Source organism: Streptomyces sp. NPDC006872 (assembly GCF_040635845.1).
GTDB lineage: Bacteria > Actinomycetota > Actinomycetes > Streptomycetales > Streptomycetaceae > Streptomyces.
Window position 1 is genome coordinate 1 of sequence record NZ_JBEYIL010000007.1, and the last position, 16,905, is coordinate 16,905.

Sequence of the window (16,905 nt, forward strand, 5' to 3'; positions counted from 1 at the left end):
TCCACCACGGGCACTTCGACCGTCGAGGCAGGCAGCAGCAAACTGCGCTCGACGTCCGTCAGAACATCGAACCGACTGAGCCGCAACGCCGGTTCAGCGACGGCCGCACCCAGCAGACGCACCCAGCGTCCGACGATCGTCTCGACCGTCTCCGGGTCGAACAGGTCGGTGCTGTACTCCACGACCCCGACGAGACCGGCCGGTGTTCCGTCGGGGTGGGTGCGCTCGGCCAGGTTGAAGGTGAGGTCGCACTTCGCGGTGCCGGTGGGGACGAGGCTCGTCGTGACATGCAGGCCGGGCAGGTCGAACTCGCCGAGAGGGGCGTTCTGCAGGGCGAGCATCGTCTGGAAGAGCGGGTGGTGGGCGAGGGAACGGGTCGGGTTGAGCTCCTCCACCAGATGCTCGAAGGGCAGATCCTGGTGGGCGTAGGCGGCCAGAGCGCCTCGGCGGACCCGGTCGAGGAGTTCGGCGAAGGTCGGGTCGCCGGACAGGTCCGTGCGCAGGACCAGCGTGTTGACGAAGAAGCCCACCAGGTCGTCGGCGGCCTCGTCGGTACGGCCGGCTACGGGCGCGCCGAGGGGGATGTCGGCGCCGGCTCCGAGTTTGCCGAGCAGGGCGGCCAGGCCGGCCTGGAGCACCATGAACAGGGTTGCCCCGCGAGCGCCGGCGAGCCGACGGAGCCGGCGGTGGAGGTCGGCGTCCAGGCTCAGTTCCAGCTGCTCGCCGCGGTAGGTCGTCGCGGCGGGGCGGGGCCGGTCGAAGGGGAGGTCGAGCCGCTCGGGGAGTCCTGCCAACTGCTCTGCCCAGAAGGCTAGTTGGCGGGCAGACAGGCTGTCGGGGTCGGCGGTGTCGCCGAGCAGGTCCCGCTGCCAGAGGGTGTAGTCGGCGTACTGCACCGGCAGCGGCGACCAGTCCGGCTCCTCGCCCCGGCAGCGGGCTGCGTAGGCACGGGTGACGTCGTCTGCGAGGGTGCCCAGCGACCAGCCGTCGCCCACGATGTGGTGGACGACCAGAAGCAGCACGTGCTCGTCAGGGGCCAGCTTGAACAGCGCGGTGTGGACGGGCAGTTCGGCGGCCAGGTCGAAGGGGCGGCGCGCGGCGGCGGTGAGCAGGTCGGGGAGTTCGGCCTCGGTGCTCACGGTGACGGTCGGGCGGGGCGCGGCCCGGTCGGGGTCCAGGATGCGCTGGAAGGGCACCCCGCGCTCGTCCGGGAAGACCGTGCGCAGGCTCTCGTGCCGGGCGACGACGTCCCGCAGGGCCGCTCGCAGAGCGTTCTGTTCGAGGGTGCCGGACAACCGCAGGGCGAGGGGGATGTGGTAGGTGGCGCCGGTGCCCTCGATGCGCTGCAGGAACCACAGGCGGCGCTGCGCGGACGACAGCGGCACGGCCTCCGGCCGCTCGTACGGCCGCAGCGCGGGGCGGGCGGGATGACCGGGACGGGCGGGAGGGGCGGGATGTCCGGGATGGGTTGGACGGACGGGGTGGGCGAGGTGGGCGGCGTGGGCGGTACCGGTGGCGGCTGTTGTGTCCAAGGCCGTACCGGAGGGCGTGTCGAACGCCGTGTCGAAGGCCGTGTCCGACCTCGCGCCCAAAGTCCTGGCGACGCCCGCAGGGGTCGGCGCGTCGAAGAAGTCGCCGAGCCCCAGTTCGGTGTCGAGGGCCGCTCGGATGCGGGACAGGAGGCGCATCGCCAGCAGCGAGTGACCGCCGAGGGCGAAGAAGTCGTCGTCGACGCCCGACTGCGGTACGCCGAGGACGTCGGCGAACAGTCCGCACAGCACTTCCTCGCGGGCGGTGCGCGGTGCACGGCTCTCCCGGATGCCCGCGGTGGGGGCAGGGGCGGGGAGTGCCTGCCGGTCCAGTTTTCCGGCGGGGGTCAGCGGCAGCGCGTCGAGCGCGACGAAGGCGGCCGGGACCATGTGATCGGGAAGACGTTCAAGCAGGTGGGCCCGGAGTTCGTCCGACCGCGGTGGAACGCTGTCGAGCTCGGCGACGACATAGGCGACCAGCCGGAGGCCGCCTGCGTCGCCGGCTGCGTGGCTGTCTGTGTCGCTGTCGTCCGGGCGGGAGACGACCGCGACGCGGGCCACGGCAGGGTGCGCGCTCAACTGCGTCTCGATCTCGGCCGGTTCGACGCGGAATCCGCGGATCTTGACTTGGTCGTCGGCGCGGCCGAGGTATTCGAGAACGCCCTGCGAGGTACGCCGGACGAGGTCGCCGGTGCGGTACATGCGGGTGCCGGGCGGGCCGTAGGGGTCGGCGACGAAGCGCTCGGCGGTGAGTGCCGGCCTGTTCAGGTAGCCGCGGGCAACGCCGGCGCCTGCGATGTACAGCTCGCCGGGCGCTCCGTCGGGAACCGGTTGCAGGGCACTGTCGAGGACATGAGCGCGGGAACCGGTTACCGGGTTTCCGATCGCGGGACTGGGGCTTGCGTCGAGGGAAGCGGTTACCGCGTCGACGGTGCACTCGGTGGGGCCGTAGAAGTTGTGAACGCTTACGCCGTCGGCGGCCCGCAGCTCTTGCCAGAGGCTCTCCGGCACCGCCTCACCGCCGACGACGATGACCGACGGACGCCACTGCTGCTGCTCGCCGCTGAGCAGGCCGTGGTCGAGAAGGACCCGCAGGTACGAGGGAGTGGCGTTGACGAAGTCAAGGCGGTGGCGGGCGAGATGGGCGAGGAATGCCTTCGGGTCGGCCCACGTCTCCCGGTCGAGGACGTGCAGTTCATGTCCGGTGAACAGACAGCCGAGCTGGTCCCAGGAGGCGTCGAAGGAGAGAGAGGTGGTCAGCGCCACCCGCATCCGGTCGTCCGAGGGCGGGTAAAGGGCACTGGCTTGATGAAGCATCAGATTGGTCACCGCCGCATGGGTGGCCACCACTCCCTTCGGACGGCCGGTGGAGCCCGAGGTGTGAATGACGTACGCCGGGTGGCGGGCGTCGCGCGTCGTGCTCGGGGCGATCTGCGCAGACGCGGTAAGTCGCGCGGCCGTGTCGGGGGCATCCAGGACGATGACGTCCGCGGTCGTGTTCCGCGGCAGCCGGGGCCGGGTGGCTCCGTCGGTCACGAGGACGGTCGGGCGGGTGTCGTCGAGGAGGTCGGCGAGGCGCGCGGAGGGGTGGTCCGGATCGAGGGGGACGTAGGCCGCGCCGGTCTTCAGGACCGCGAGGACGGCCGCGACCAGCTCGGCGGAACGCGGCAGCGCAAGCGCGACCAGTCGCTCCGGGGCTGCGCCGTGCGCGGCGAAGAGGTGGGCGAGACGGTTCGCACGGGCGTCGAGTCCGGCATAGGTGAGGGTGGCGTCGGGGGCGACGACGGCGACGGTGTCCGGGGTTCGGCGGACCTGTTGTTCGAAGAGGTCGGCGAGGTGGGTGGAGGGGGCGGAGGGCGAGGCCGAGGAGGTGGATGAGGTGGATGAGGTGGATGAGCCCGATGAAACGAGCGCAGTTGCCGGCACTGGCATCGGCACTGGCACCGGCACTGGCATCGGCAACGAAACGCGGCCGACGGGACGGTCGTCGTCCTCGTCCGTGTCGGCCAGGCTCTCCAGGAGGCTCGTCAGGCCGTGCCGGTGGGCCTGGCGCTCGTCGTCGTCCCAGGCGTCGGCCGCGGCCTGCAGCTCGACGTGCGGGCCGGTGCCGTCGCGGCGGTCCAGCGCCCAGACGCCGAGTTCGGTGGCGGGGCCTTCGGCGAGACTGTGCGCCGTGGCCTTCAGGCCGGCGAAGCGGAGGTCGCTGTCGAAGGACATGATGTTGACGACCGCGGAGCAGGCCGAGCCGGGCGCGCCGGGCAGGCCCAGGTCACGGTGCAGGTCCTCGCCCCGGTAACGCTGGTGCCGCAGTGCGGCCCGGACCTCGGCCTCGACCTGGCCGAGGAGTGCGGACCAGGGCGTGTCGGGCCGTACGGTCAGCCGCAGCGGCACCATGTTGGAGACCACGCCCGGCGTCGCGGTGAGGACGGGGTCACCGTGGTCACGGCCGGTGACGGGGAGGCCGAGAAGGATGTCGTGCGCGCCGGTGCGGCGGTGCACGTACAGCGCCGTGGCCGCGATGAGGACGCGTGACCAGCGCACTCCGGCGCGCTCGGCCAGTGTGCGCAGGGCGTGCCGTACGGGTTCGGCGGGGAGCGGGGTGTGTTGCGCATCGCCGGTCCGGTGGCCCGTGGCGCGGCTGATGCGGGCGGGTTCGGGGAGGTCGGCGAGGCGGGCGGTCCAGTGCGCGCGGTCGGCGGTGAAGCGGTCGGAGGCGCGGTAGGCGGCGTCGCTGTCCAGTACGGCGCGCACCGGCGGGAACGGCGTGGGCTCCGGCGTGCGGCCCTCGGCGAGCGCGGTGTGGACGGCCGCGACCCGGCGTGCGATCAGGGCGTATCCGAGTCCGTCGGCAAGGAGGTGATGGTAGGTGTGGTACCAGAGGTGGTGGTCGTCCGCCAGCTTGATCAGGGCATGACTGAAGAGTCGGTCGTGGGTGAGGTCGAGCGGCCGGAGGCGGTCGGCGGTCATCCACTCCAGGGCGGCGGCGCGAGGATCGTCCCGCATGCTCAGGTCGAGGTAGTGGGGGCTCCACTCCCCGTGCTCCCGCATGATCTGCCACGGTCCGTCGGAACCGCCGGAGCCGTCGGTGCGGCCCGCGCCATCCACGTCGTCCGCGCCGTCCAGGCCATCGACGTGGTCCGCCCCGTCCGCACTGTCCGCACTGTCCACCCTGTCCGCACTGTTCGCGCCGTCGGTGAACCCGACGTGCAGGGCCTCGTTCTCGGCGACGACCTGGCGCAGTGCGGTGGTGAACAGGTCGGTGTCGACGGGGCCGGGGAGGTCCACGTACTCGCCGACGCGGTAGGTGGGGATCACCCCGTCCGTCCGCTGTTCGGCGAGCCAGAGTTCGCGCTGAGCCGCCGTCAGGGGCAGGGCGACGTCATCGCGAGCAGACATGGGAGTACCTCCAGGGGTGCTGTGGGGAGCTGGGGTCGCCGGGAGCGAGGCGGAGGACAGGCAGAGGGTGGCGTCCGCCTCGCTCGGATGAGGACAGTGCGACTGCGACGGAAAGGCGGGGCCTGCCGCCCGGGGACACGGGCGCAGGCGCGCGGACGAAGGCGCGGGCGGGAGCCCGCGGACTGCGTGCGGCGGGTGAATGATCGGTCGGTCGGAAGCGGTTACCCGGATCGGGCTGCGCCCGGGGCCGGGCGGGTCACGCCGCCGCCTCACCCGCCTGCAGGTGCCACAGCGAGGCGTAGAGGCCGTCGCGGGCGAGGAGTTCGGTGTGGGTGCCCTGTTCGGCGACGAGTCCGCCCTTGTCGAGGACGTGGATCCAGTCGGCGTTGCGGATCGTCGAGAGACGGTGGGCGATGATGATCAGGGTGCGGTTCTCGGCGAAGGTGCGCAGCGTGCGCTGGATGGCGGCCTCGGTCTCGTTGTCGACGGCGGAGGTGGCCTCGTCGAGGACGACGACGGGCGGATCCTTGAGGATGGCCCGGGCGAGGGCGAGACGCTGTCTCTGTCCGCCGGACAGAGCCGCGCCGCGTTCTCCGATCATCGTTTCGTAACCGTTGGGCAGCGCCTCGATGAACGGGTGGGCCTCGGCCATGCGGGCCGCGCCGACCAGGTGTTCGTCGGTGGCGTCGAAGCTGCCGTAGCGGATGTTGTCGGCGATGGTGCCGTCGAAGAGGAAGGGGTCCTGGGCGACGAATCCGACAGCCCCCCGCAGCCCCTGCCGGGACAGTTCGCGCACGTCCCGGCCGTCGAGCAGGACCTGGCCGGAGTCGGTGTCCTGGAAACGCATGAGCAACTTGGCGATCGTGGTCTTTCCGGAGCCGGTGGGGCCGACGATGCCGGTGACACGGCCCGGCGCGATGCGCAGGGAGAGGTCCCTCAGTACCGGTGGCCGGCCGGGGTAGGCGAAGGTGACCCGGTCCAGGGTGACCGCGCCCTTGACGCCGTCGGCGTCCACGGGGTGTTCGGGGCCGACGGGTTCGGTGGGCAGGGCGTGCAGGTGCTGGATGCGGTCATGGGCGGTGAGGGTGCGCTGGTACTGGTCGACGATGTTGCCGAGCCGGGTGAGCCGCAGCAGGACCTGCTGGGGCAGGCCGATGAGCGGGCTGAACACCTCGAAGGGCAGGGCGCCGCTCAGGACGGAGCGGCCGCCGAGGAGCAGGGTGCCCGTCATGGAGGCGGTGGTGACGGCGCGGACCGTCTCCGCGTGGCGGACGGTGGAGCGGTCCGTGCGATGGGTGCTCTCGCGGCACACCTCGCTGAGGTCCTCGATGCGCGCGGCCTCGTACTCCTCGGTGCAGAAGCTCTTGACGGTGGCGCCGGCCTCGAGGCTGTTGACCAACTGGCTGTGCAGTTGGGCCTTGTGCTCACTGGAGACGGCGTAGTCGGCGGCGACCCGGTCGTGGTAGTGGAAGGACAGCCAGGCCACGATCGGCATCGGCAGAAACGCGATCCATGCGATCTCGGGGGCGAGCAGGAGGAAGGCGGGCACCAACACCAGGAAACTGGTGACGAGTTGGACGACGTCGCCGGCCGCCGTCGTGAAGAAGGCGCCGAGTTGGGCGACCTCGTCGGTGAGGACTCCGGCGATACGGGTGGTGCGCTCGCCCTCGAGGTGGCTCAGTTCGAGCTTCTGCACCTGTGTGTAGGTGTCGTTGCGCCAGTCGTGCTGGACGGCCTGGCCGAGCTTGCGCCACTCCACGCTCGCCGCGTAGGAGAGGCCGGCGACGGCCGCGCATGCCACGGCGGCGGCGCCTGCGAGGAACCACAACTGGGCGGAGGCGCCGGTCAGTCCGAGGGCGACGAGGGGGGCGGCCTCTCCCTTGATGAGGACGAGCGCGATCCAGCCGAGGAAGAGGCCCAGTGCCACCTCGGTCAGCTGGCACGCGGCGGAGAGCGCGGAGGCGAGGCAGAGCCGGGTTCTGTGCGGGCCGACGATGTCGAGCAGGGAGCGTAGGGAGGACGGCGGCCTACCTGGCGGCGCCCCGTCTGCGGCGGAGTCGGCGTACTGCGTGGCAGTGTGCCCGGCGGGTGCTGCCGCACGCACGGCACGGCGTACGACGACGACTGTGGCGGTGACGACGGCGCCGAGGACCGCGAGCGGCTTGCGCAGGAGCTTTCCGGGGCCGAGGGCGAGCGCGAGCGCTGTCGCACCGCCTGCGAGCACGAGGGCGGGGGCAGCGGCAGGGGCATGCGCAGCGGCAGGCTCGGAGGTGGAAGCGGGTGCTGAGCCGGTGACCGGGACGCGTCCGCTCTGATCCGGGCCGGGCCTCTGTTGCCCGGCCTGGGAAACAGCTGACAGAGAATTTCGGATGATGTTTCCGACCTCGGCGGCCCCGAGGCCCGGATCGTGGAGGACGAGAACGCTTCCCGTGACCTCGCTGACCCTCGCCGATCTGACGCCGGGATATTTTCCGAGAACGCTTTCTAGAACTCCTGCGAAACGCTTCCTGCCGACCAGTCCAGAAATCTTCCAGCGTTGCCTGCCTGGAATCGCCGAGTGCATTCTCAGTGAGTAGGTTTCCGCGTTCTCCCGGGCAGGCCCATGTGCGGCCTCAGCCGCCACCAGCAATGTCATGTTCAGCAGATCCCCGAGCTGTTTCCTCTGTACGGCGTGGGCTTTCAGTGCGCCTTGCCGGTGGCCACGGCGGGCGTGCGCCCCTTGCCGGGCCCCTTGTGCTGGGCGTCGGTGACGGGCCGCTCCTGGGTCACCTGCGGAGCCTGTCCCTGAGCCTGCGCCGCGGTCTGAGGCTGCGCAGGCGATTCCGGCTCGCCCCCGCCCGTCATCTGCGCGGCGACGACTTCGGCCGTGACCTCGGCGGCGAGATCCTGCAGACCTTCGCTGGCCTCGTGCGCGGCGCGTTTCACTTCCAGCACCAACCCCACCGAGGTTTTCACCAGCCCTCGCATCAACGGTTTGACGACCCTCCTGGCCAGGGGTGCGGCGATGAGACCGATCAGAAACGGGGGAAGTACAGGCGGCATGATTCGTACCCCTTCTTTTCAAGGACCGAAACGCATTAGTCCCCGGCATTTGCGAACCTGCATCAGCCTATCGGAGCCGCTGGGGCAGAAACCAAGCCGAGACCCACCCCGTCACTCGGAAGAGTAATGCGGACCGACGACAACGACGGATTCAGGCCAGCGCACCGACAGGATCCAGCAGGTAGGAGCGTGAACGGACCCGGCGGAGACGGCGGAATCAGGCGGCGAGCGGACAACCTTTCCCCAGCAATTTCACGGAGCGTGCGGAAGAAAGGTGGCCAGTAAATGCAGTACGGATCGAAAACGGTTCCACCGTCGAGCGCGGGCGGAAACCGTCGTCGAGCAGCACCGCCGTCCGGGAACCGGGCGGGAACCGGGCGGAACGCGGCCCGGCGGGCGGACCCGCCCTGAACGGCGATGCGGTCACCGAAGCGACAGCTGATTTTCGACTGCTTTCCGATACCGGTGGTGCTGCTGAAACCATTGACGAGGACATGTACGCCCCCTATCTTCTGGCCGAAGTTACGAACCATGTTCGAAATCCCGAACATGCGGCTTCATGGACAAGGGACGGTCCTGTATGCCTCGGAAATATCGCCGCAGACCCCTGCTCGTCTGCGTGCTGGCGCTCCTCGTGGCTCTGGTGGCGGCGACCCAGCCGGTGTCCGCGGCCGACGGCCGCCCGTACACCAACCCGGTGAAGTCGGCCAAGGGCGCCGACCCCTGGCTGGAGTACTACGACGGCAACTACTACCTGATCACGACGACGTTCACGGGCGTCCTCGGCATGCGGAAGGCGCCGACCCTGGCGGGGCTCGCCACCGCGCCCACCGTGCAGGTGTGGTCGGACACCACCTCCACCCGCAACACCAACATCTGGGCACCGGAGATCCACCGGTTCAACGGCCACTGGTACCTGTACTACTCGGCCGGCCAGGGCGGCACCGCGTGCTGCGACTCCCAGCGCACCCATGTCCTGGAGAGCGCCGGCACCGACCCGCTGGGCCCGTACACCTACAAGGGCTCCCTCACCGGTTCCAATCTCACGCCGGGCGGCTGGCTGATCGACGCGAGCGTGCTGCAGGCGAACGGAAACCTGTATCTCGTCGGAAGCGGTTTCGTGAACGGCAGCACGCAGAGCCTGGTCATCGCACCGATGAGCAACCCGTACACGCTGTCCAGCAACACGTTCACGATCATCTCCAGCCCCACGCTGAGCTGGGAGACCTCGGGCGCGCCCGTCAACGAGGGACCCGAGCCGCTCTACCACGACGGACGCACTTTCCTTTCGTTCTCCGCGAGTTACTGCCAGACGGCGGACTACAAGCTCGGCCTGCTGGAACTGACCGGCACCGATCCGCTCAGCCCGGCGTCCTGGACGAAGAAACAGACCCCGGTCTTCCAGCGCAGTGACACGAACGGCGTCTACGGCCCGGGCCACAACGGTTTCTTCAGCTCACCCGACGGCACCGAGAACTGGATCGTCTACCACGCCAACTCCTCCGCGAGCGGCGGCTGCGGCAACGGCCGCACGACCCGTGCCCAGAAGTTCACCTGGAACGCCGACGGCACCCCGAACTTCGGCACGCCCGTCGCCCTCGGCACGACGCTCCCCGGCCCGTCCGGCGAGACGGCGGCGACCCCGACGGCGTACACCCTCGTCAACCGCAACAGCGGCAAGTGCCTCGACGTCGAAGGCGGTTCCACCGCCAACGGCACGAACATCCTCCAGTGGACCTGCAACGGCGGGGCCAACCAGAAGTGGCGGATCGAGGACCAGGGCGACGACACCAGCCGACTGGTGAACGTGGCCACCGGCGGGGTGATGGACACCGCCGACTGCTCCACCGCCGACGGCGCCGATCTGCGCCAGTGGTCGTGGCTGAACAACAAGTGCCAGCGTTTCCGTCCCGTCTTCACGGCGACCGGGGACTACGTCCGGCTCGTGAACGAGAACAGCGGCAAGGTCGCCGACGTCGCGGACTGCGCAACCGCCAACGGCGCCGACGTACGGCAGTGGACCTGGCTGAACAACACCTGCCAGCAGTGGCGCCTCGTGCCCACCACCTGAGCCCGACCCCCGCAGCACTCTTCCCCCCATCTGGAGAACTCCCTTGAGACGCAACGCCGTTCGGCTGCTCCTGGCCGGCCTCGTCGCCCTCGCGGCCGTCCTCACCGGCGTGGGCGCCCCCGCCCAGGCCGCTGTGCCCGACTCCCCCGCGGTGACGTACACCAACCCGATCGCCGAGAAGCGCGCCGACCCGCACATCTACAAGCACACAGACGGTTACTACTACTTCACCGCCACGGTCCCCGAGTACGACCGCATCGTGCTGCGCCGGGCGACGACCATCCAGGGCCTGTCGACGGCCCAGGAGGTCACCATCTGGACCAAGCACAGCAGCGGGGTCATGGGCGCCCACATCTGGGCGCCGGAGATCCACTTCATCGACGGCAAGTGGTACGTGTACTTCGCCGCCGGGTCCACGAGTGACGTGTGGGCGATCCGGATGTACGTCCTGGAGGGGGCGGGCGCCAACCCGCTCACCGCGACCTGGACCGAGAAGGGCCAGATCAAGACCACGTGGGAGAGTTTCTCGCTCGACTCCACGACCTTCGTCGTGGGCGGTGTCCGCTATCTCGCCTGGGCGCAGCGCAACCCGTCCGAGGACAACAACACCAGCCTGTTCATCGCCAAGATGGCGAATCCCTGGACGATCCAAGGCACCCCGGCGGAGATCTCGCAGCCGACGCTGTCCTGGGAGACCGTCGGCTACAAGGTCAACGAGGGGCCCGCGCTGATCCAGCACGGCGGGAAGGTCTTCATGACCTACTCGGCGAGCGCGACGGACGCCAACTACTGCCTCGGCATGCTGACCGCCTCCGCGACGGCCGACCTGACCGACCCGGCGTCCTGGACCAAGGGGACCCAGCCCGTCTTCACCTCGAACGCCTCGACCTCGCAGTACGGGCCGGGCCACAACTCGTTCACGGTGTCCGAGGACGGCAAGTCCGACATCCTCGTGTACCACGACCGCAGCTACAAGGACATCACCGGCGACCCGCTGAACGACCCCAACCGCCGCACGCGGGTGCAGAAGGTGTACTGGAAGGCCGACGGCTCGCCCGACTTCGGCATCCCGGTGGCCGACGGAGTCACCCCGCAGCGCTTCTCCTCCTACAACTACGCGGACCGGTTCATCCGCCACTGGGAGTACCGCGCCCGCATCGAGGCGAACGTCAGCCCGCTCGCCGACTCGCAGTTCCGGGTAGTAACCGGTCTCGCGGGAACCGACACGGTCTCCCTGGAGTCGGCCAACTTCCCCGGCTACTACCTGCGGCACAAGAACTTCGAGGTGTGGCTGGAGAAGAACGACGGCACGTCGACGTTCGCGTCCGACGCGAGTTTCTACCGACGCGCCGGGCTCGCCGACTCGGCCGGGATCTCCTACGAGTCGTACAACTACGCCGGCCGTTACATCCGGCACTACAACTACCTGCTGAACGTGCAGACCCCGAGCACGGCGACGGACAAGGGGGACGCCACCTTCTACGCCCAGTGAGGGCCTGAAGGGCACGACACCGAGACTATACATGGAGTGTATACGCTCTATGTATAGTCTCGGCATGTTTTCTCTGACCAGGAAGATGAAGAACACCGGGGCCGGGTTGCGTGGCGCCGCCGTCTCTGCGGCGGCCGCCTGTCTGGCCCTCGCCCTGACCGGCTGCGGGGGCGCCGACACCACACACCCGAGCGCCGCCCGCGACCGGCCCGCGGCCACCGCGCAGGCCGCCCGCTTCGGCTCCGTCGACTGCCGGGAGGCGAAGTGCATCGCCCTCACCTTCGACGCCGGCCCGAGCGAGAACTCCGCCCGGCTGCTGGACATCCTCAAGGAGAAACAGGTCCCGGCGACCTTCTTCCTGTTGGGCCAACGGCACATCGAGAAGTACCCGGAGCTCGTCAGACGCATGGCCGCCGAGGGACACGAGGTGGCCAGCCACACCTGGGACCACAAGATCCTCACGCAGATCACGCCGAAGGAGATACGCGAGGAACTCCAGCGCCCCAACGACGAGATAGAGCGCCTCACCGGCCGGCGCCCCACCCTGATGCGGCCGCCGCAGGGCCGTACCGACGAGACCGTGCACGAGATCTGCCGCGAGCTGGGCCTCTCCGAGGTGCTGTGGACAGTGACCGCCAAGGACTACACGACCACCGACTCCGCGCTGATCCAGCGCCGGGTCCTCGATCAGGCCGACCGGGACGGCATCATCCTGCTGCACGACATCTACGACGGAACCGTGCCGGCCGTGCCCGGGATCATCGACGCGCTGAAAGAGCGTGGATACGTTTTCGTGACGGTGCCTCAGTTGCTCGCGCCGGGCAAGGCGGAGCCGGGCGAGGTCTACCGCTGACTCACCAGGCCAGGTCCAGGCGGTGCGGGGAACGGTGGATCATCGTGGGCCGCATCGCGACGGGCCGGTCCGTGTCCGCCAGCCGTAGACCCGGCAGTCGACGCGTCAACTCGCCGAGAGTCAACCGCAGTTGCTCGCGGGCCAGTTGAGCGCCCGGGCAGGCGTGCGGGCCGTGCCCGAAGGCCAGATGGCGGCCGGGCCGACGGGTGATGTCGAAGATGTCCGGTCGCGGATGCCTCAGTGCGTCCCGGTTGGCTCCGCCGAAGGCGACGAACAGGGAGGCACCGGTGGGGAGTTCGGTGCCGGCGAGGGTGACGGGCCGGGTGGTGACCCGGCGGAAGCCCTGCAGGGCGCCGTCGTAGCGGGCGGCCTCCTCCACCGCCGCCGGGATCCGCTCCGGCTCCGCGCACAGCAACTCCCACTGACGCGGATGGCGCAGCAGATGCAGCACGGTGGTGCCGATCAGGGCGGTGGTGGTCAGGTGCCCGGCGATCAGCAGGTTCTGGAGGTGGGAGACGGCCTCGTGCCGCTGCTCCAGGGTGAGTTCGCCGGGGACCGGTGCCACCGAGGCGACGATCTCCGAGCAGAGGTCCTCGCGCGGGTCGGCGGCCCGTTCCCGGGCGTACCGGTCGAGGAGGTGCTGGAGGGCGACGACGTCCTCGGCGGCGGCGATCTGCTCGTCCTCCGCCAGCGGCCGGAACAGCAGTTCCTCGGCACGATGTCCGCCGTGCACGACGACGGGCACATCGGCGGGGTCGAGCCCGACGATCCGCCCGACGACCTCCCCGGGCAGCCGCCGCGCGTACGCCGCCATCAGCTCCACCCGCCCGTCCCCGGCGAACCCGCCGACGAGGGCGGCGGCGCGCTCGGCGGCATACGGCAGGACGGCGGCGACGCGGGCCGGCGACAGACCGCGCACGATCGGCAGGCGCAGCCGCTGGTGCGCCTCCCCGTCGGAGCCGACGACCACCGGCCGCCCGCCGAACCCGCCGCCGAGCACCGCGAGCGCGGCGGGCGAGGGCAGCACGTCCGGCCGTAACGACCCCGCGGACGAGAAGTCCTCCGCCCGTCGCAGCACTTCCCGTACATCGGCGTCCCGGGCGACCAGCCAGGCGTCCAACTCCGGTACGTGGAGCAGGCCTTGGGCGCTGTGGGCCTGTGCGTAGAGCGGATACGGGTCGCGCTGCACCTCGTCGAGTCTGCCGAGCCCTGAGCCGTCCACGAGTCCTCCCGGCCGATGGTGGTGCGGGGTCGCGCTCATGTTCCCGTACGGGCGTACGGGTGGGTAGGGGACATACGGGATGCGCCAAGTGTGTGAGCCGTCGCAGAACGCGCCGCCGGGCGGCCCTGACTCCTTACGATCACAGTGTGGTCACCTTCCAACTCGAACGCACGGCCCCCCTCTCCCTGGACGAGGCGTGGCGCCGGCTCACCGAGTGGCACCGGCACGGCGACGTGGTCCCGTTGACGCGTGTCACCGTGCTCACTCCCCCGCCGACCCGCGCGGGCACGGTGTTCGTGGCGCGCTCGGGCTTCGGCCCGTTCGCCTTCGACGACCGGATGGAGGTCACCTCCTGGTGCCCGCCGACCGAGGACGAACCCGGTCTGTGCCGACTGGAGAAACGCGGCCGGGTCGTGCTGGGCTGGGCCGAGATCGAGGTCCGCCCGGGCCCCGGCGGCCGGACCCGGGTGATCTGGCGCGAGGAACTGCGTGTGCGCCTGCTCCCCGCACTGTGCGACCCGCTCCTGCGCACGGCCTCGCGCCGCGTGTTCGGCCGCGCCGTCAACCGGCTGCTGCGCCGCCCCTGACGGACGCCGACCGAGCCGGACGGCAGCGCCGGCAGGGGCCGCGGGGACCCCTGGGCGGCCTCCCACCCCGACTTGCGCGGCCCACCCCCATCTCCCCTGCCCCCGGCCGGAGTTCATGCCCGAGGACGCTCTGTGCGGCCACCGTGCGCGCGTGTCAGGGTGGGCCCATGACAGGAACGGGAGAGGTCGAGGCGCTGGCCGTGGACGGGCTGCGGTGGCTGGTCGGGGTCGCACGGGACACCGGGGGCGGTGGGCTCGGCTGGCCCGTCAGACCCTCGGACGACGACGTCGACCCGATGCTCTACAACGGGACGGCCTCAGTCGTCCCCGTGCTCCTGGAGGCCTGGCGGCACTTCGGCGACGACGCCTACGCCGACACCGCCCTGCGCGCCGCCCGCGGTCTCGCGGACGCCGTCGACGAACACCCCGACGACTCGCTGTACTTCGGCCTCACCGGGATCGCCCTCGTGCTGCGGACCGTCCACCGCGAACTCGGCGCCGACGAGGCCGGCGCGGCCGCGGATCGGGCCCTGGAGCGGGTGCGGTCGCGCTTCGACGGGACGCGCTGGGGCGATCTGTTCGAGCTGATGGGCGGCAACGCGGGCATCGGGCTCGGGGCCTGGGCGGCGGGGGACGCCGACCTGGCCGTACGTGCGTTGGAGCCGTACCTGAGAACCGCCGAGGCGACCGAAAAGGGCGGTGTCACCTGGGAGTTCCGCCGGGGCGTGGAGTCCAGGCTGCACCATCTCTCGCACGGCGCCCTCGGGATCGCCTACGCGTTGGCCTCCGTCGGGGCGGCCGTCGGCCGGGCGGATCTGGTCGACATCGCGCGGGCCGCGGTCGCGGACGTCGTGGCCCGTGACGAGGGCGGACCGGACGGTTTCCTGGTGCCGCACTCCGACCCGCAGCGCGCCCCCGAGCTGATCGAGCGGCACAGCTACGGCTGGTGTCACGGGCCGGCCGGCGACGCCCAGGTGTTCCGGCTGCTGAGGGACGTCCTCGGCGAGCCCGCCTGGTCCGACCTCGCCGACCGCTGCTGGCACACCGTGACCCACTCCGGGCTGCCGAACCGGCTGCGGCCCGGTTTCTGGGACAACAACGGCCGCTGCTGCGGCACGGCGGGCGTACTGGCGCTGGCCTGCGACCGGATCGCCGAGCAGGGCGACTCCCCCGACTTCGCCCGGACCCTCGTGGCGGACCTCGTCGCGCACGCGATCCGGGACGCCGACGGCGCACGCTGGTCCAACGTCGAGCACCGGGCCACGCCCAGCGACCTCGAACCGCAGACCGGGTGGGCGATGGGCAACGCGGGCATCGTGCGCGAACTGCTGCGTCATGTGCGGCTGAGCAGGGGCGGCGACCCTCGTTACGCCTTCGCCTGGCCGGACCAGCCGGTCGTGCGCGTGGCGGCCGCTCAGGCCACCGAGCCGATCCGGCCCGCCGGCGCCGAGGTCACGTCGTGATGGATCGGCGTGTGAGCGCCGGTGAGAGGGACCCCGCTGCCGCCACGCCGGGCGGCGACGATCTCCGCGGCGATCGACAGCGCCGTCTCCTCGGGGGTGCGGGCGCCCAGGTCGAGGCCGATGGGTGAGCGCAGCCGTGCCAACTCCAGTTCGGTGACGCCCACTTCGCGCAGCCGGTCGTTGCGGTCGAGGTGGGTGCGGCGGGATCCCATGGCGCCGACGTAGGCGACCGGGAGGCGCAACGCCAGCTGCAGCAGGGGGACGTCGAACTTGGCGTCGTGGGTGAGGACGCACAGGACGGTCCGTGCGTCCACCTCCGTGCGCTCCAGGTATCTGTGCGGCCACTCGACGGCGATCTCGTCGGCCTCGGGGAAGCGGGCCCGGGTCGCGAAGACGGGCCGCGCGTCGCACACCGTCACGTGGTAGTCCAGGAACTTGCCGACGCGCACCAGCGCCGACGCGAAGTCGATCGCGCCGAACACGATCATCCGGGGCGCGGGGACGGACGACTCGACGAGCACGGTGAGCGGGGCCCCGCAGCGGGAGCCCTGCTCACCTATCTCCAGGGTGCCGGTGCGACCGGCGTCGAGGAACGCGCCGGCCTCGGCTGCGACGGTGCGGTCCAGTTCGGGGTGCGCGCCGAAGCCACCGCGGTAGGAACCGCTGTCGTAACTGCCGCCGCCGCGGGAACCGCTTCCGTGACAGCCGCCATCGTGGGAACCGTTGTCGTAACTGCCATCGGCGCGGACGAGCAGCGCGCGGCCGACGAGGTGCGTCGGGCCGCTCACGATCCGTGCCAGCGCGGCGGCCTCGCCGGCGGCGGCGGCCTTGAGACCGGCCGCGATCACCGGGCGGACCGGGTCGCCGACCCGCACCGGGGTGACGAGGATGTCGATGATCCCGCCGCAGGTGAGCCCGACGGCGAAGGCGTCGTCGTCGCTGTAGCCGAAGCGCTCCAGGACCGCCTCCCCGTCCTCGAGCGCCTGTCGGCACAGCTCGTACACCGCGCCCTCCACGCAGCCGCCGGAGACCGAGCCGATCGCCGTGCCGTCGGCGTCCACCGCGAGGGCGGCGCCCGGCCGGCGGGGCGCGCTGCCGCCGACGGCCACCACGGTGGCGACGGCGAAGTCTCGGCCCTGCTCGACCCACCGGTTCAATTCCTCGGCGATGTCCAGCATGTCTCGGTCTCCTTGACTGCGGTTGCGGGGTGGGCGGTTGTGGGCTGGGCAGTTGTGGACGGCTGGTGCGGG

10 protein-coding genes are annotated in these 16,905 nt (G+C 70.9%); 5 read left to right on the top strand and 5 right to left on the bottom strand.

What is annotated here, in order from left to right; translation table 11 throughout:
• The 3 genes from ABZ725_RS21295 to ABZ725_RS21305 all read right to left on the bottom strand — a co-directional run.
• Window positions 1-4,925 (bottom strand): amino acid adenylation domain-containing protein (locus tag ABZ725_RS21295; RefSeq protein ID WP_358804167.1); only part of this gene is annotated, 4,925 nt, incomplete at its 3' end.
• A gap of 256 nt (window positions 4,926-5,181) precedes the next feature.
• Window positions 5,182-7,149 (bottom strand): ABC transporter ATP-binding protein, encoded by a 1,968-nt coding sequence (locus tag ABZ725_RS21300; RefSeq protein WP_358804168.1) that lies wholly within the window; start codon window positions 7,147-7,149, stop codon window positions 5,182-5,184.
• Between the two features lie 455 nt (window positions 7,150-7,604).
• Complete coding sequence (locus ABZ725_RS21305) at window positions 7,605-7,967, bottom strand: DUF5132 domain-containing protein (protein WP_358804169.1); 363 nt, start codon at window positions 7,965-7,967, stop codon at window positions 7,605-7,607.
• 580 nt (window positions 7,968-8,547) lie between these two features.
• On the opposite strand from ABZ725_RS21305, the gene ABZ725_RS21310 reads away from it, so the two are divergent.
• The 3 genes from ABZ725_RS21310 to ABZ725_RS21320 all read left to right on the top strand — a co-directional run bounded on the left by ABZ725_RS21310 (window position 8,548) and on the right by ABZ725_RS21320 (window position 12,383).
• On the top strand, window positions 8,548-10,038 hold the full coding sequence (locus ABZ725_RS21310; RefSeq protein ID WP_351918278.1) for a family 43 glycosylhydrolase: 1,491 nt from the start codon (window positions 8,548-8,550) through the stop codon (window positions 10,036-10,038).
• 43 nt (window positions 10,039-10,081) lie between these two features.
• Entirely contained in the window at window positions 10,082-11,530 is a 1,449-nt protein-coding gene (locus ABZ725_RS21315) for a family 43 glycosylhydrolase (RefSeq protein WP_358804170.1), read from the top strand.
• A 64-nt stretch (window positions 11,531-11,594) separates the two neighbouring features.
• Entirely contained in the window at window positions 11,595-12,383 is a 789-nt protein-coding gene (locus ABZ725_RS21320) for a polysaccharide deacetylase family protein (protein WP_358804171.1), read from the top strand.
• Between the two features lies 1 nt (window position 12,384).
• Here the strand turns inward: ABZ725_RS21320 and ABZ725_RS21325 are convergent, their stop codons facing one another.
• The gene (locus ABZ725_RS21325) at window positions 12,385-13,605 is read right to left on the bottom strand and encodes a cytochrome P450 (protein WP_358804172.1); all 1,221 of its coding nucleotides are present in this window, start codon (window positions 13,603-13,605) and stop codon (window positions 12,385-12,387) included.
• Window positions 13,606-13,751: 146 nt separating this feature from the next.
• On the opposite strand from ABZ725_RS21325, the gene ABZ725_RS21330 reads away from it, so the two are divergent.
• Together ABZ725_RS21330 and ABZ725_RS21335 are read left to right on the top strand one after the other, a co-directional pair.
• On the top strand, window positions 13,752-14,192 hold the full coding sequence (locus ABZ725_RS21330) for an SRPBCC family protein (RefSeq protein WP_358804173.1): 441 nt from the start codon (window positions 13,752-13,754) through the stop codon (window positions 14,190-14,192).
• Window positions 14,193-14,359: 167 nt separating this feature from the next.
• On the top strand, window positions 14,360-15,655 hold the full coding sequence (locus ABZ725_RS21335; RefSeq protein WP_358804174.1) for a lanthionine synthetase LanC family protein: 1,296 nt from the start codon (window positions 14,360-14,362) through the stop codon (window positions 15,653-15,655).
• Here ABZ725_RS21335 and ABZ725_RS21340 read toward each other — a convergent pair.
• Complete coding sequence (locus ABZ725_RS21340) at window positions 15,607-16,833, bottom strand: XdhC/CoxI family protein (RefSeq protein ID WP_358804175.1); 1,227 nt, start codon at window positions 16,831-16,833, stop codon at window positions 15,607-15,609. The two genes, ABZ725_RS21335 and ABZ725_RS21340, sit on opposite strands and share 49 nt — an antisense overlap.
• Between the last annotated feature and the right edge of the window lie 72 nt (window positions 16,834-16,905).

What these genes read in the sequence shown, in the direction of transcription:
- ABZ725_RS21320 (WP_358804171.1), top strand. Translation starts at nt 11,595, where the DNA reads ATGTTTTCTCTGACCAGGAAGATGAAGAACACCGGGGCCGGGTTGCGT.
- ABZ725_RS21340 (WP_358804175.1), bottom strand. Translation starts at nt 16,833, where the DNA reads ATGCTGGACATCGCCGAGGAATTGAACCGGTGGGTCGAGCAGGGCCGA.
- ABZ725_RS21335 (WP_358804174.1), top strand. Translation starts at nt 14,360, where the DNA reads ATGACAGGAACGGGAGAGGTCGAGGCGCTGGCCGTGGACGGGCTGCGG.
- ABZ725_RS21305 (WP_358804169.1), bottom strand. Translation starts at nt 7,967, where the DNA reads ATGCCGCCTGTACTTCCCCCGTTTCTGATCGGTCTCATCGCCGCACCC.
- ABZ725_RS21310 (WP_351918278.1), top strand. Translation starts at nt 8,548, where the DNA reads ATGCCTCGGAAATATCGCCGCAGACCCCTGCTCGTCTGCGTGCTGGCG.